The 14,907-nt window shown below is 58.6% G+C and carries 11 protein-coding genes and 1 pseudogene; 8 read left to right on the forward strand and 4 right to left on the reverse strand.

Translation table 11 applies throughout. The features are described from left to right. Window positions 1-33 precede the first annotated feature (33 nt). The 7 genes from ACVIYL_RS22505 (at window position 34) to tnpC (ending at window position 8,554) form a co-directional block, all read left to right on the forward strand. Entirely contained in the window at window positions 34-1,779 is a 1,746-nt protein-coding gene (locus ACVIYL_RS22505) for an oleate hydratase (protein ID WP_456779807.1), read from the forward strand. A gap of 502 nt (window positions 1,780-2,281) precedes the next feature. Next, window positions 2,282-2,683 carry an IS66-like element accessory protein TnpA gene (tnpA, locus tag ACVIYL_RS22510; RefSeq protein WP_456779808.1) on the forward strand — a complete coding sequence of 134 codons (402 nt, stop codon included), beginning with the start codon at window positions 2,282-2,284 and terminating at the stop codon, window positions 2,681-2,683. Window positions 2,684-2,706: 23 nt separating this feature from the next. Next, on the forward strand, window positions 2,707-3,045 hold the full coding sequence (tnpB, locus tag ACVIYL_RS22515; protein ID WP_446471738.1) for an IS66 family insertion sequence element accessory protein TnpB: 339 nt from the start codon (window positions 2,707-2,709) through the stop codon (window positions 3,043-3,045). A 460-nt stretch (window positions 3,046-3,505) separates the two neighbouring features. After that, window positions 3,506-4,300, forward strand: coding sequence for a reverse transcriptase domain-containing protein (locus ACVIYL_RS22520; RefSeq protein WP_456779809.1), 795 nt, complete (start codon window positions 3,506-3,508; stop codon window positions 4,298-4,300). A gap of 518 nt (window positions 4,301-4,818) precedes the next feature. After that, window positions 4,819-6,069, forward strand: a complete 1,251-nt coding sequence (gene ltrA / locus ACVIYL_RS22525; protein ID WP_456779810.1) for a group II intron reverse transcriptase/maturase — start codon at window positions 4,819-4,821, stop codon at window positions 6,067-6,069. A gap of 76 nt (window positions 6,070-6,145) precedes the next feature. Beyond that, window positions 6,146-6,661, forward strand: a complete 516-nt coding sequence (locus ACVIYL_RS22530; RefSeq protein ID WP_456779811.1) for a group II intron maturase-specific domain-containing protein — start codon at window positions 6,146-6,148, stop codon at window positions 6,659-6,661. A 240-nt stretch (window positions 6,662-6,901) separates the two neighbouring features. Continuing rightward, window positions 6,902-8,554: an IS66 family transposase gene (gene tnpC / locus ACVIYL_RS22535; protein ID WP_456779812.1), complete on the forward strand. Its 1,653-nt coding sequence runs from the start codon at window positions 6,902-6,904 to the stop codon at window positions 8,552-8,554. A 321-nt stretch (window positions 8,555-8,875) separates the two neighbouring features. Here the strand turns inward: tnpC and ACVIYL_RS22540 are convergent, their stop codons facing one another. Beyond that, entirely contained in the window at window positions 8,876-9,259 is a 384-nt protein-coding gene (locus ACVIYL_RS22540) for a hypothetical protein (RefSeq protein ID WP_456779813.1), read from the reverse strand. A 726-nt stretch (window positions 9,260-9,985) separates the two neighbouring features. After that, window positions 9,986-10,096 (reverse strand): annotated as a pseudogene (locus ACVIYL_RS22545) (IS5/IS1182 family transposase); the annotation flags it as partial. A gap of 597 nt (window positions 10,097-10,693) precedes the next feature. On the opposite strand from ACVIYL_RS22545, the gene ACVIYL_RS22550 reads away from it, so the two are divergent. Next, window positions 10,694-10,825, forward strand: coding sequence for a hypothetical protein (locus tag ACVIYL_RS22550; protein WP_456779814.1), 132 nt, complete (start codon window positions 10,694-10,696; stop codon window positions 10,823-10,825). Between the two features lie 1,103 nt (window positions 10,826-11,928). Here the strand turns inward: ACVIYL_RS22550 and ACVIYL_RS22555 are convergent. After that, entirely contained in the window at window positions 11,929-13,041 is a 1,113-nt protein-coding gene (locus ACVIYL_RS22555) for a hypothetical protein (RefSeq protein ID WP_456779815.1), read from the reverse strand. A 10-nt stretch (window positions 13,042-13,051) separates the two neighbouring features. Next, complete coding sequence (locus ACVIYL_RS22560; protein ID WP_456779816.1) at window positions 13,052-14,890, reverse strand: glycosyltransferase; 1,839 nt, start codon at window positions 14,888-14,890, stop codon at window positions 13,052-13,054. Window positions 14,891-14,907: the final 17 nt, after the last annotated feature.

Raw genomic sequence — 14,907 nt, forward strand, 5'->3', positions numbered from 1 at the left:
CTGATCGTCAAATGCACCCGGACGGAGTGTTCCATGTATCATGGTAGCGGAAATTACGAAGCATTTGCTCGCCCCCGCAAACCTGACGGTGTGGACAAAAAGACGGCGTGGTTCGTCGGTGCAGGTCTGGCAGCGCTTTCCAGCGCAGCCTTCCTGATCCGCGACGGCCATATGCGCGGTGATCGGATCACCATTTTGGAACGGCTCAAGATACCGGGTGGGGCGCTCGACGGTGGCCAAGACCTGGAAAGGGGATTCGTGGTCCGGGGCGGCCGCGAAATGGAGGACCATTTCGAATGTCTATGGGATTTATACCGTTCGATCCCTTCGCTCGAAATAGAAGGTGCCAGCGTCCTCGACGAATTCTACTGGTTGAACAAGGATGATCCGAACTACTCGTTACAGCGGGCGACTGTGGACCAGGGACAGGATGCGCGCACGGACGGCCTTTTCAGGCTGAGCGAACGGGCGCTCAAGGAATTGATTTCAGTCTTTCTTGCCTCCCGTGAGGAGACGGAAAACAAGCGCATCGACGAAGTGTTCGGAAGTGATTTCTTGAATAGCAATTTCTGGCTCTATTGGCGAACGATGTTCGCTTTTCAGGAATGGCATTCTGCTCTCGAGATGAAGCTCTATCTGCATCGATTTGTTCACCATATTGGCGGCCTGCCGGATTTCAGCGCGCTGAAGTTTACTAGGTATAATCAGTATGATTCGCTGGTTCTACCGCTGTGCAAATGGCTGTTGGAGCAGGACGTTAGCTTCCGTTACGGCGTCGAAGTCACCAATGTCGATTTCGACATCAAGACCGGATGCAAACAGGCCACGGCCATTCACTGGCTGGAGGATGGCGTCGCGGGCGGTATCGGCCTCGGCGCCGACGATCTTTTATTCATGACGATCGGCTCGCTCACCGAAAACTCGGACAAGGGAGACCATCACACGCCCGCCAGGCTCGACCAAGGACCGGCGCCTGCTTGGGATCTGTGGCGACGCATAGCTGCGAAGGACGCGGCCTTCGGCCGCCCGGACGTCTTCGCCGGCGATATCCCTGCAACCAAATGGGAATCAGCGACCATCACGACTTTAGACGCGCGCATTCCCGCCTATATCCGCAAGATCGCTAAACGCGACCCGTTCAGCGGCAAGGTCGTCACGGGAGGGATCGTCACGGCTAAAGACTCGAGCTGGCTGCTCAGTTGGACCGTAAACCGCCAGCCGCATTTCAAGCATCAGCCGAGCAATCAGATCGTCGTCTGGCTCTATTCGCTCTTTGTTGATAGGCGCGGCGATTACGTGAACAAGCCAATGCAACATTGCACGGGCGAGGAAATCACGCAGGAATGGCTTTATCACCTCGGCGTGCCGGCCGAGGACATACCGGGACTCTCCGTAACGGCCGCAAAGACAGTGCCGGTCATGATGCCCTACGTCACCTCTCTCTTCATGCCGCGAACGGCGGGTGATCGTCCGAATGTTGTACCGAACGGTGCCGTCAACTTTGCCTTCATCGGCCAGTTCGCGGAGTCGACGGAGCGCGATTGCGTCTTCACGACGGAATACTCCGTTCGCACGGCGATGGAGGCCGTATACACGCTCCTCAACGTCGAACGTTGCGTGCCGGAGGTCTTCAATTCGACCTATGATATCCGCAAGCTGCTCGCAGGAATTCGCAGGCTGCGCGATGGCAAGGAAGTCCAAATCTCGGAACCGGTGTTCTTGCGCAAGCTGATGCTGAAGAATATCGGCGCTACAGAGTCCGGCAAAGCTGCTCAATAAATGTCATCTGATCGCCCCATCGTGCGGTCGCTATGGATTGATCGCACGGTCGCTGAAGAAGACCCTTCGTTCTCTCCCTACGCTCTGCCCCGGAGGGTTAAGCGCCGCGCCGACGCGCGCGCCAGGCGGCGAGTCCAGCAACGCAAAGCTTGAACCATGAGCGAACCCGCGACGAATAGCGGCGACCATTGCAAACACTGCTGCTGACGGCGAATATAAACGACATCGATCATTCGCATAATCGCCACAGCGCCTCAGCGTGTCCCTAACGGCTGGCCTAGTACAGAAATCGACCCGCTCCTGCCATAGAATCTCGCCGCCACCGGCCTTTTAGCTCGCGGCTTCCCGCGTTCTTTCAAGGTGCGCTTGCAGCCGCGGTACAGCCCGGCACTTAAGCGATGCGGTTCGCTGCTGCGTACGCATCCGACGGGGGCCGTCTTGCGTGACGGGTGGTAATTCGCGAAGCGTGTGGCCTTAAGTCTAGCTTTAAGGTCATCAGGCGATGCGGGTCGAGGTTTTGGGCGGGCTGGAGCGGCGGCGGCGTTGGTCGCAGGACGACAAGGCACGGATTGTCGAGGAGACGTTGGCGCCGGGCGCGAAGGTGACTGAGGTTGCGCGTCGCAACGGAGTAGCGGCCAGCCTGGTGTTTACCTGGCGTCGACAAGCACGGACATCGGAACAAGTTGTACCATCTTTTGCGCCGGTGCAGATTGCCGCCGTAGCGGCCTCGGCTGAGGAAACTCCGAAGCTTTTGCCTACGGTTGATGGCCGAGTTCGCTCCGTGGCAGCCGCGCGTACTGGATTGATAGAGATCGATCTCGGCAACCGACGGTGCATCCGGGTGGATGCGCACGTCGATCCGGAGGCGCTGGCGCGGGTCCTCGATGTGCTTGGACGCCGATGATTGCGATACCGGGGAATGTGCGAGTGTGGCTCGCGACAGGCTACACGGATATGCGCAGAGGCTTTCCGTCGCTGGCACTCCAGGTGCAGGAGGTGCTGCACAAAGACCCGCTCAGCGGTCATCTGTTCGTCTTCCGCGGTCGCCGCAGCGATCTTGTGAAGGCGATCTGGCACGATGGCCAGGGAGCCTGCTTGTTCACAAAAAGACTCGAGAGAGGAAAGTTCATCTGGCCATCAGTTGCCGGTGAATCGGTAACGATCTCGCCGGCGCAGTTGAGCTATCTGCTGTCCGGGATCGATTGGCGTAACCGTGTGTCCAGCAAAGGCTGGCGTGTCCAGTGGGAGGCAATCCCACCAGGGTAAAAGTCAGAGCCCTGTAGTTTGGATAGCAGAGAGGAGGGAAACCGAATTTTTGAAGCCTATCGACAAGGTCTCCGGAAAGGGAGATCACGAGTCATCGGGCCGTATCGAGAGAGAACGCGTTGTGGCCTCGAAAAAGTCAGCAACCCGAAGGCCGAGCCCGCGGTTTCAAGGCGAAGGCAGCATAGACAGCCGAAATCTGACCGATGCGGCTGTTCACTTCGGCGGGGTGGAAGCGACAGCACGATGACAAGGACATGCTGAGCAACTGGAGAAGCCCTCCTCGTCCCCGGCGAGAAATTGTCGGAGCAAGGTAGGCTGTATAACCGGCGACACCGGGAAAGCGGCCGAAGACGAGAGGGTGGCGGCCGGGTCCGCAGTAGCTGTGAAGCGGAGTAACCCCCGTGGAGCGAAGGGGCCCTGCCATTTGTGACGTCTCTAACGTAAGGAAGGCAAGGACGAGATGACAAAGGCGTCCATTGATTTGCAGGACCTGAGGAGGAGACTATACGTCAAGGCGAAGGCTGAACCGTCCTGGCGTTTCTGGGGTCTATACGTTCACGTCTGCAAAGTGGAAACGCTACGCGCGGCGTATGAGATGGCCAAAGAAAACGACGGCGCTCCGGGAATAGACGGGGTGACCTTCGAGGCCATTGAAGCGCTAGGCGTAGACGCTCTGCTTGAGCAGTTGCGGGACGAACTGACCGGGCATACCTATCGGCCACTTCCGGCACGGAAACAGGAAATACCGAAGGATGGGAATAAAGTTCGCATCCTCTCGATTCCGGCGGTCCGTGATCGGGTGGTTCAAGGTGCGCTCAAGCTCATACTCGAACCTGTCTTCGAGGCGGATTTCCAACCGGGATCGTTTGGGTATCGGCCTAAGCGGACAGCGCATGATGCGATCAAGCGAGTGACAGATGCAATAGCTCAAAGGAAGACACGCGTTCTCGATTTTGATTTGCGAGCCTATTTCGACAACGTCCGGCATGACCGGCTATTGGCGAAGGTGGCGCAGCGGATCAACGACGCGGACGTCATGCATCTCCTAAAAGTTATGCTGAAAGCCGCTGGCAAGAAGGGAGTTCCGCAAGGCGGTGTGCTTTCGCCCTTGCTCAGTAATCTTTACCTCAACGAGGTTGACAAGATGCTGGAGCGAGCGCGAGAAGTCACACGGAGCGGCAAGTACATCAATGTCGAATACGCGCGTTTCGCGGACGATCGTGCGCCACGACGGCGCGGAGGAGGTGTGATGTAGAGCACCTTTGAGCAGCCTTGCTGCACAGAAGATGGGGGTCGGCCCCTCGAACTCGGGTTGCAGGATCAGGGTTCAAACCACCGGCTGCTGCTTCGGCCCAATGGTCGAGGTGGTGAGCGAGACCGGAAAAGGCAGAGCAAGACTCTGTCAGGTAAGGATCGAGGAGACGAGCGCAAGCGAACCACCGATGAACTGTCGAAAGCGTAGGGAAGACGTCAAAACCAAGGGGTAGTCGTTATCTTGGGATCAGTCTGAGCGATACCTGTTTACGGCTCAGGCGGCGTCCGGCAGGCGAGGTGGCGTGACCTCGGTTCAGGCTTCTGTGCGGAACGTGGGAACCTGTATCGCGATGCCAAGGGAATGGTTCAAGTGGAAGCCCCACAAGAGTCTGAGTACCAATGCGCGATGCAGGGACGGAGCCGTGTGTAGTAGTGACGAAGGCACTGTAATGGTGGCGGAGCGAAGGCACGGCACTGTCCCGCTTGATTGGAAGAACAACCGGAAACGGGAGGACTCTTTTGGGTCAAGCAAAGCCGTATGACATCCCCAAGCGCTGGGTTTGGGAGGCGTACAAACGGGTCAAAGCAAATCGGGGCGCAGCCGGTGTGGACGAGCAGTCGATCGAGGTGTTCGAGGCAGACTTGCAGAGCAATCTGTACAAGCTCTGGAATCGAATGTCTTCGGGTAGCTACTTTCCACCGCCGGTCAAGCGTGTGCAGATCGACAAGCGCGACGGCGGGAAGAGGCCGCTAGGAATTCCTACGGTGTCGGATCGCGTTGCTCAGGCGGTCGTCAAAGGATATCTGGAGCCGGATTTGGAGAAACACTTTCATCCAGACTCGTTCGGATATCGACCCGGAAAATCGGCGCTCGATGCCGTTGGGGTTGCTCGCCAGCGATGCTGGCGGCATCCCTTCGTGCTCGATCTCGACATTCGGGCCTATTTTGACTCGATATCGCATGAGCTTTTGCTCAAGGCGATTCGGAAGCACACGGACTGCGCTTGGGTGTTGTTGTACATTGAACGGTGGCTTAAAGCTCCCGTTCAACTGGAAGACGGCACCCCTGAACCCCGAGAGAAGGGCACGCCGCAGGGCTCGGTGGTATCACCGCTGATGGCGAATCTCTTTCTCCACTATGCGTTCGACATGTGGATGCGAAGAAATCATCCGAGCATCCCGTTCGAGCGTTATGCCGTTGATATTCTCTGCCATTGCGACAGTGAGCGGCAGGCACAAGAACTGAAGGAGGCGCTTGCGAAGCGCTTTGCCGAATGCGGACTGGAGCTTCATCCGGACAAGACGAAGATAGTCTATTGTAAGGATGACGACCGGCGAGGTGATTATCCTGAACAGAAATTCGACTTTTTGGGCTACACGTTCCGTGCCCGTCGGTCGAAGAACCGTTGGGGAAAGCACTTCGTCAACTTCAGCCCCGGTGTCAGCAATGCCGCGACGAAGGCAATCCGACAGGAAATCCGTGCCTGGCAACTACGCTGCCGGGTGGATAAGAGGATCGACGACCTGGCGAGGATGTTCAACCCGATCATTCGAGGCTGGATGAACTACTATGGTCGGTACTACAAGTCGGCGCTTTACCCGACACTACGCCATCTCGACCGATGTCTCGCGCGATGGGCGATGTCGAAATACAAACGTCTGCGGCGACATCGAAGACGGGCAGAGCACTGGGTACGGGACATTGCTTGCCGCACCCCCACGCTGTTGGCCCATTGGCCGATGCTGCACAAGACGGCGGCTGGACGGTAAGAGCCGGATGAGCGGAGACGTTCACGTCCGGATCTGTGAGCGCCTGGGGGTGAAACTCCTCCGGGCGACTCGACTGGTGATCTTGATCGACGCCCACAAACGTCATGACTGGCTGATTGGTGCTGTGACCAAGCGACTTCGAGAGGAGTTCGACAAGCTGCAGGTTGAAATCAATGATGAGAAGAGCCGCATAGTCGATCTAGGGCGAGGCAAGAGCTTCGGCCTTCTGGGTTTTGACTTTCGCTACATCCGCAGCTTGCGGGGAGCGATGCGGCCGCACTACACGCCCAAGCTGAAGAAGCGAACGGCGCTACTGCGGGATCTGAAGGAAGTATTTCGTCGGCACCGATCGCAACCGATTGGCAGGGTCATCAACCTGATCAATCCGAAGCTCCGGGGCTGGGTGAACTACTTTTCGGCTGGACACTCTGGCAGGTGTTTCAGCTACATCAGAGATTGGGTGGAGAAGAAGGTCAGGCGCCATCTGGCGCGGGCACGGCAACGAAAGGGCTTCGGCTGGGAGCAGTGGAGTAAATCATGGCTGTACGATACCCTGAAGCTGTTCAACGACTACCGGGTAAAACACGGCTGACGAAAGCTGCCCAGCGTGATAGGTCCCATAAACCTTGATGCGAAGCGAATGGGGGCGCGTAGTGCGGGAAATCCGCATGCTGCGTGCGATGAGGCGGGGGCTGGAAACGTACACATCCAAGGCTCTTGGATGTGCGGCGCGCCAGTCCTCGACCCTACCTCAAGAAACCTATCGGCCGACGCGGGTCGGATAGCCGCTTTTACGGTTTGAATCTGCTGCTTGATCTGATTCAATGGCTTCATGATATCGAAGCCGGACGATCTTCCATCGGACCTTGCGAGTGCCCTGGCGGCGCTGCAGGCCGAGCGTGAGGCGCGGCTGCGAGCCGAGGCGGTGGCTGCCAGTGCGCAGGCGGAGCTGTCGGACAACGAGGCGCTGATCGCGCATCTCGAGCTGCGGATCGAGAAGCTCAAACGCGAACTGTACGGGCAGCGCTCCGAGCGCTCGGCACGGCTGCTCGAGCAGCTGGAGTTGGAGCTCGAAGAACTCGTCACCACAGCGAGCGAGGATGAGCTTGCCGCGCAGGCCGCAGCGGCGAAGACGCAGAATGTCCGCCCCTTCATGCGCAAGCGGCCGGTGCGCAAGCCATGGCCGGACGACATCGAACGCGAGCGCATCGTCATTGAGACTCCAACGACCTGTGCCTGCTGCGGTGGATCGCGGCTGGCGAAGATCGGTGAGGATGTGACCGGGACGCTGGAGGAGATCCCGCGCCGCTTCAAGCTGATCGAGACGGTACGCGAGAAGTTCACCTGCCGCGATTGCGAGAAGATCAGCCAGCCGCCCGCGCCGTTCCACGCGACGCCGCGCGGCTTCATCGGCCCACAATTGCTGGCGACGATCCTGTTCGACAAGTTCGGCATGCATATCCCACTCAACCGCCAGAGTGCGCGCTTCAAGGCCGAGGGGATCGACCTGCCGCTGTCGACGCTGGCCGACCAGGTCGGCCACGGGACCTTCGCCGTCATGCCGCTCTTCCACTTGATCGAACGCCATGTGCTCGCGGCCGAGCGACTTCATGGCGATGACACCACCATCCGTATCCTGGCGAAGGGCAAGTGCACGACCGGGCGGATCTGGACTTATGTGCGGGATGACCGGCCCTTCGCCGGGCCTGCGCCGCCGGCGGCGGTCTATTACGCCTCGAGCGACCGACGAGGCGAGCATCCCCAGAAGCATCTGGCCGCCTTCGCCGGTATCCTGCAAGCCGATTGCTACAACGGCTTCGAGCCGCTGTTCGACCCGCAGAAGAAGGTGCTGCCGATCACGCCGGCGTTTTGCTTTGCCCATGCGCGGCGGGGCTTCTTCGAGCTGGCTGACATCGAGAAAAATGCCCGGGAAGGCAAGAAGGGCAAACCAGTCTCTCCGATCGCGCTGGAGGCGGTCAGACACCTCGATGCGTTGTTCGAGATCGAGCGCGCCATCAACGGCCGCGACGCCGACGAGCGGCGCGCCGTGCGCCAGGAAAAGAGCAAGCCGCTTCTCGAGGACATGCACGCCTGGTTGTTGCGCGAGCGCGAAACCCTGTCGCGCTCCTCCGAGGTCCTGAAGCCTATGAATTACATGCTCAGGCGCTGGGACGACTTCGGCCGCTTCCTCGACGATGGCAGGATCTGCTTGACCAACAATTGCGCTGAGCGCGCATTGAGAGGCATCGCCTTGGGAAGGCGCAACTGGACCTTCGCTGGTAGCCAGCGTGGCGCCGACCGTGCCGCCATCATGCTGACGATGATCACGACCTGTCGCCTCAACGACATCGATCCCAAGGCCTGGCTCGCCGAGGTCCTCGCCCGGATCGCCGATCTTCCCGCGTCGCGCCTACACGAACTGCTGCCCTGGGAATGGAAGCTCCTGCGCCAGGCCGATAAGCCTGCCGGTCAGCAGGCCGCCTGACCATCACCCAACCGATCATAGAGCTCACTGTGCCCGCGCGCATGCGTCAATCAGGCGGTCTTCGTCGTATGCGTACGCTGCTGCGATCGTGGCCCTATGCAAAGTGCGGCCATTAATGCCTGGCCGGCCTTGCTGCCCTTACCCTCGTGTTCGTTTTCAGCAAACGGCGGCAATGAGCTGACCGCTGGCAGCTTGACAAATGCTTCGCTTCTACCGAAGCCGGCATTGCCAACAGAGCTGGCCGATCAGACGATCTTGGGGAAGTATTAGGCGAACCGCCCCAAGCTCGTCACTTCATCAATTATAGATCTAGTCGACTGCTCACCGATGTTGTTGTATCTTGAGATTATCCAACAACTTCGACCCTTCACTGAACGACCTCGACCAGGATCGCTCTGCCAAGTCCAGATAGCTTTTCAACAACTCGGAGGGACTTTTGACCTCGGCGACGACTTTTAGAAAATTGGCCTGATCGTGCAAAGAGGATGCAGCCAATCTCAATCCGTCTTTTAAAGCCGCCGCGAAGAAGTTTGTCGTTGCTTCGATCGACTTCTGCCATTCTGGAAACACAAATGAGCCGCGCGTGGCTGCGGTCGACTCTTTGGCGTTCTCGGCGGCGCCACCTATCCCAGCGGCCGACGCCTGGGCCACTTGCGGCCCTTGTTGTGTACGGCGTTTCTCGTCTTCGGCTATACTCGCTGCCATTGTACGTCTCCTCTCTGAAGAACTGTAACTTGTGATTGGTTTCGCGGCTCAGCTCCCATCAACCTTCAGAGGGTAACACTATCTCCAATGTGTGATACTTACCTCTTTTGGTAGGTTTGGCCGCGAGGACTGACTTCACAACGACATACAATGTGAGCAAGCTAGCGGCGGGTTTCTTAGCCTGCCAGACTTCGGTATGGCAATTTTTGCGGCGATAGTATTCGCGAGCAGAGGCGATACAGATCCCTGACCGCCGGGTCGTCTAGGACGCGGACGGTAGGCTGCCACGTTGACGCTATCGCGGTCAGTCAGGATTGGTTCGAGAGGCAGGGCGCAGAAGTACGATGGGAGATCGCTTGCATGGTGGCGGCTCTTCTTGTAGGGGCTCGTCGATTCAGATGGCCGAAAGCCTGTGGTGGATCTTACGGCAGTACATGCGCGAGGTGGGATTTTAGCTCATGCGGCCATGGCCGCGCTCTGAGGTTCTGAGGCTATATTTCGCGGAGAGCAGGTTTTTCGAAAGTGGGATGTCGCAAAGCCGTTGAACGGGCTAAGCAACACCCGGGGTAAAAAAGCAGGTGGATCGAACTCGGCAGGTCTTGGAAAGAGCTCGACTATGCCGACTCACCGAGCGCTCTCAGGGATTGGAGTACCTTGCACTCGAAGCGGCAGGCACCCTTGAAAAGAGATGCCTGAGCTAGGTTCAGGATCAATTGATTTAATAGGGACGATGGCGGCGAGGTACGCGGCGGATACAAGGAGTCTCGCAAGTTTGTCGTAGCAGGTTGCAGTCCGCCGGAAATCCTTGAGCCGGCAGAAGCAGCTTTCGATAACATTGCACCTCTGTAGGCCGTTAGCTGAAGCTGTGGAGGAGCACCGGTTCAAAAGGCCGCAACCGAATTCGAAAAGGAGCGACGGCGGCGTGAGGCCGAGCACCTGCGGGAGGAGGCTGTCAGGCAACGGGATCGCGAGCGAAGCGAGAAGGCGGGCGAAAGGCTTAGGCGGCGCTGGACAAGCCCCAGCGCGAGCACGCTGGACGGGTTGCGGCGGCCATCTAGGCCACGCCGAGCTTGAAGCTCTGGAGAAACGCTCGCGCGCCGAAGACAAGGTTTGGGAAGCAGCGGCAGCGGCTTGAGTCGCCCTCGGGGCGCGCCCGGGAGTAGGCCGGCCGGACCACTTTAGCTATCGCGTTTCCTCGCGCAAATTCAGGTCGGGCCTTGAAACTCTTCTCGGTCTTCCAAATTCTTTTGGCGTCGCCACTAAAGCGGCCATGATGCCCAATTCCCGCTACCTGAGTCGGGCGCCGGACAGTGTCCGGAGCCTGCTCGTACCCATATTGCGCTATTGGGTGAGCGGCGCGAGGGAAAAGACCGGTGAGCAAGGCCCGCGAGTTCGTCGATTTCTGGATCCAGAACAGCGTCCATTGGCAAGGACGTGGCGCTCGTCGAATCCGGTCTGGACTTCCGGCTTTCGAGCAACAGCATCCTTGGCATCGCCTACCAGGGCCAGTTCGGTTCAGGCATCACTCAGAACGGACTGATTGCCACCTTCAACGTGAAGTTCTGATACGCATGGTCAGCCGATTTTGGATCGGCGCGCTCGCGCAATGGAACCATGTTGGTTTCGATCCACATCTCGTGGATAAGAAACTGGCGCCGGCGATCGAGGCTGGTCAGCCGGAACGCCGGCGCCGGCGTCTACGCGCGATGTCTGAACGAGCTCGCTGAAGATCAAGCAGCCTTTTTGTCAGCGCTGACAACCATCCGACATCGTCTCACGCGCCTCAAGTCCGGCGGGATCGAGCGGCTGCTTCGCCGGGCACTCCGATTTCTCTTCCGACTTGGGGCAGACCAGAACGGGCCGCGGCGGAAAGGCCTCCCGTGAAGTCGGTGAAAGCGAGGCGCTAACCAAAAACCGGGCGTGAGGAGGAACGGCTATAGCCGAATCCGAAAGGAACAGCGGCTCCGAAAGATTGAGCGCCTTTCGGGAGGAGCCCACGCAACGGAATCGCGGACGGCGCGACAAGTCGACGGCTACGGCGCGGGCAGCGCTGGTCCAGGCCGAGCGCGAGCACGCGGGACAGGTTGCGGCCATCTAGCCTGGCCGAGGCCGAAGCTCTGAAGAAACGCTCGCGCGTCGAAAGCGAGGTTTGTGAAGGGATCGGCAGCGGCTCGCCTCCGGGCGCGGCCCGGGGTCGCCGACTGGATCCATCAACTATCGCGTTCCTCGCGCAAATTTCAGGTCCGGGCTTTGAAAAGTTCTCGGTCTTCCAGATTCGTTTGGCGCCGCCACTATAGCGGCCGGGATGAACAATGGGTCCCGCGACCTGCATCGGGCGCCGGACCTTGTCCGGAGCCAGCTCGTACCATGTTGCTCGAAGGAGGAGGATTTGGATATGAGGTATGATTTGGACTCCCTCCGGACGTCGACGATTGGATTCGATCACGTTTTGAGGTTCTCGACGAGATCCAGCGGACCGCCATCCTCCCTATAACATCGAACCTCTCGACGAGAACCACTTCCAGATCTCGGCCGCGTTCGCCGACTTTGCGCCCGACGAGGCTATACTCACCGCCGAGCAGAACATCCTGACGCTGGAAGACCGCAAGAGCGAAAAGGAAGGCAAGACCTTCCTGGAGTCCGCCGTGAAGACTAATTCTGATCGTCGTTCAGTCGTCTCCACCCGATGTTTGGATCCAATTGCGACCAGAGTGCCCCATCAGCTTCGACTGAATGCGAGCTAGCGCGTCACTGAGTCTCGCCGCTTCTTTAAAGCGTGTCTCCGGGTATGGCGGGCGTGCAGATGGATCGTGCACGAGGGCCTCCGCTGTATTCGAGAGCCGGCGGAGGGGCGTCCTCAGCCACTGCGCCGCACCTAAGAGCAGCACTAGTGTGGCAATAGCGCAAGCACCGAAACTAATCCAGAATGATCGAATCAAATTGCGGATGGACGCAAGCGCCCCGTCGGCACTCTGCCGGACCAGAAGAGACCAGCCGAAGCTTGGAAGGTTTGCGAAGCCGACCGTCGGAACGATCACCGTGAAATAGTCCCTGCCGTCAGGCCAACGTTCGCGTAGAGACGCAGTCGTGACACGACCAGCCGCAAGTGCGGAGCCCATGTTAAGCGGCTTGTTGATGAGATCCGGCGGACCAAATAGGACGGTTCGATCACCCGAAAGCAGCAGCACGTCAATGCCGGGTACCTGTAACGAGTCCATGCCTTCTGCGACCCATTTCCAATCAAGGTGAGCGCCGATCACCCCGGCAACGGAGCCGGCGTGGCGCAATGGCGCAGCCAAGTCGATAAAGCGATAGGGCTCACGAGATGCAGGCAACTGGGTGGCCAGCAGTTGAGCGGCATGCACATCGATAGCCGCCGGCGAGACAAGGCCCCGCCTAAACCAAGGTTGCTGTGCAACGCTTGTTCCTTCGAGCATACCGTCTTTAGCCACGAGAATGGTCCCTTCGAGATCCGCCACGCCGAGCCAAGTGTAGCGCCGATCAAGGCGGCTCAAGAAGTCTATGTGGTCTCGCGCATTTTTAAGGTTTGTTGGGTCAATGAGCTCAGCGGACCGAGCTACATCCATCCAAACCCCATAAAGCCGGCGTGCCAAAAGCGCGGAGCTCAATTCACCGCGAATCCTCAACGTGTCGAATTGCAGCTGCTCTCCCCGTTGCTGTAGTAAGGCCGTGTAGATCGTTGCGGTCACCAGCGCTGGGATCAATATGAGCAAGGCGCCGCCACAGAACACCAAGGAGAGTAGGCTAGGTCTTTTCGGCATCTCGCGCTCCTCAACTCGTTAGACTTCGCGCCAACTCACGGATCATTTGCAAGATGTTCCCTCGATCGGCCCCGGGCATGGCAGATTCGGTGTGAAGCTTCTTGATAATTTTCGCGCTTTGCTCGGGAGTTGGAGAGAACTTAAGTCGATAGCCATCACGCGTTGTCGCAGCAACATGCGCGTTTACCCCGCTAATCCCGGGCAGGTCGAGCTTTCCCGCTGCTCCAGCGGAAAGTCCGGATGGACCGCTGATTCGAGCGCCCCCTCGGCCCAGATTGAGAAGCCATCCGCGGTGCTTCTCACCTTGGATCACCAACGTGATGGGTTCTGGGATCTGGCGCTGAGGTCGATCGTATCGCGGTCGTTCGATGCACACTACGACTGCCACGAGCAACACCAGAATGTTGTAGACTGTCCAGAACATCACGATAGCCGTGCCGTCACCCGCCGTCGCGGACGTATTGAAGACGAAATCGGAGTTCAGCGGCACGATCAGGCCGCCGATCGTCAGTCCGAGCAGGAGCAGGAATGGTCGCATCAACGTCCATTGAACAACGACTTTGGTGCGGTCGCCGCCTTTGGCCGTCACCGAGAATTTATGTGATCCCCCGGTCAGCAACCCGAGAGCAGCTGCTCGGCTGATGGGCCAGGCCGCGATCAGTTGAGCCGTATCGTTGAGAAGCGGGATAAACAACCCTTTTGAAAGCCAGTTCAGGGACACCAGAACCATCAGGTAATAGGGCACGTAATATTTGATAATTGCCACCAACGACGCGTTCACGATGGTGATGCCACACCACCAGTACAACAATGGGAGAATCAGACTGGCAAGCCGGAAGGGAAAGGTACTGAGCCAGTAGAGCAATGAATCAATGATGCCGATTCGATGCATCAGACCAAGGCTGTGCATGCCAAAGGGGCTGTAGGAGTTGCGGACGATCTGCATCAGGCCAAGACACCATCGTCCACGCTGCGTGATGTATTCTTTCAATCCTTCGGGAGCTAGGCCTTCAGTCAACGGCTCGTTAAGGTACACGGTTTGCCAGCCGTTTTCCGCGAGCTTAAGCGTGAGCAGGAAGTCCTCGGTTACGCTTTGTGTCGGAATCCAGCCAATCTGCTCGACGGCCTGGACCCGCATTACGGATGAGGTTCCGCAGCAGATGGCAATGCCCCAAGCGTCCCGCGCTGGCTCAACGTTGTCAAAGAAATGACGTTGCTCATCCGGATATGCGGTGCTTATTCCCAGGTTATGTTGGATCGGATCAGGATTGAAGAAGTGCTGCGGGGTTTGCACCAGCGCGACGCTTGGCTCGTGAAACAAGGCGAGCGTCCGCTCGATGAAGTCCGCATGGGGAACGAAATCGGCGTCAAGTACAGCAACAAAGGCCGGCGGGGCCGGATCTTGAGCGCGCGCGCGAAGTGCATGATTGATGTTCCCCGCTTTAGCGTGCTCCTTATCCGAGCGTGCGAGGTATCCGATTTCGTGCAGCTCGCAAAGTTGCCGCACCCAATTCCTGGCGCCGTCGTCGAGAATAAAAGTCCGAAGCCGTGGATAGCGAATTTCCGTCGCGCCAATGATCGTCCGCTCGAGTACTTCCGACGGCTCGTTGTAAGTCGTGATGAAAACATCCACGCGCGGCGCTTCTCCAGGCAACCACCATTCGGAGTACTGGTCTGCTTCGGACGTCCGCTCTTTCACCCGCGACAGTATGAAAAACGCGATGGTAGAGGACAGCACTGTTAGAGCTTCGAGCATGGCGAATCCCCAACTGAACAACGCGCCCGCGGTCCGGTCGAGCGGCGCCAGCGTTTCCGTAAAGCGCCAAGCCATATAACGCCAAGACAGCAAGGCAGCCGTCCCCAGGA

The organism is Bradyrhizobium sp. USDA 3315 (assembly GCF_054056795.1).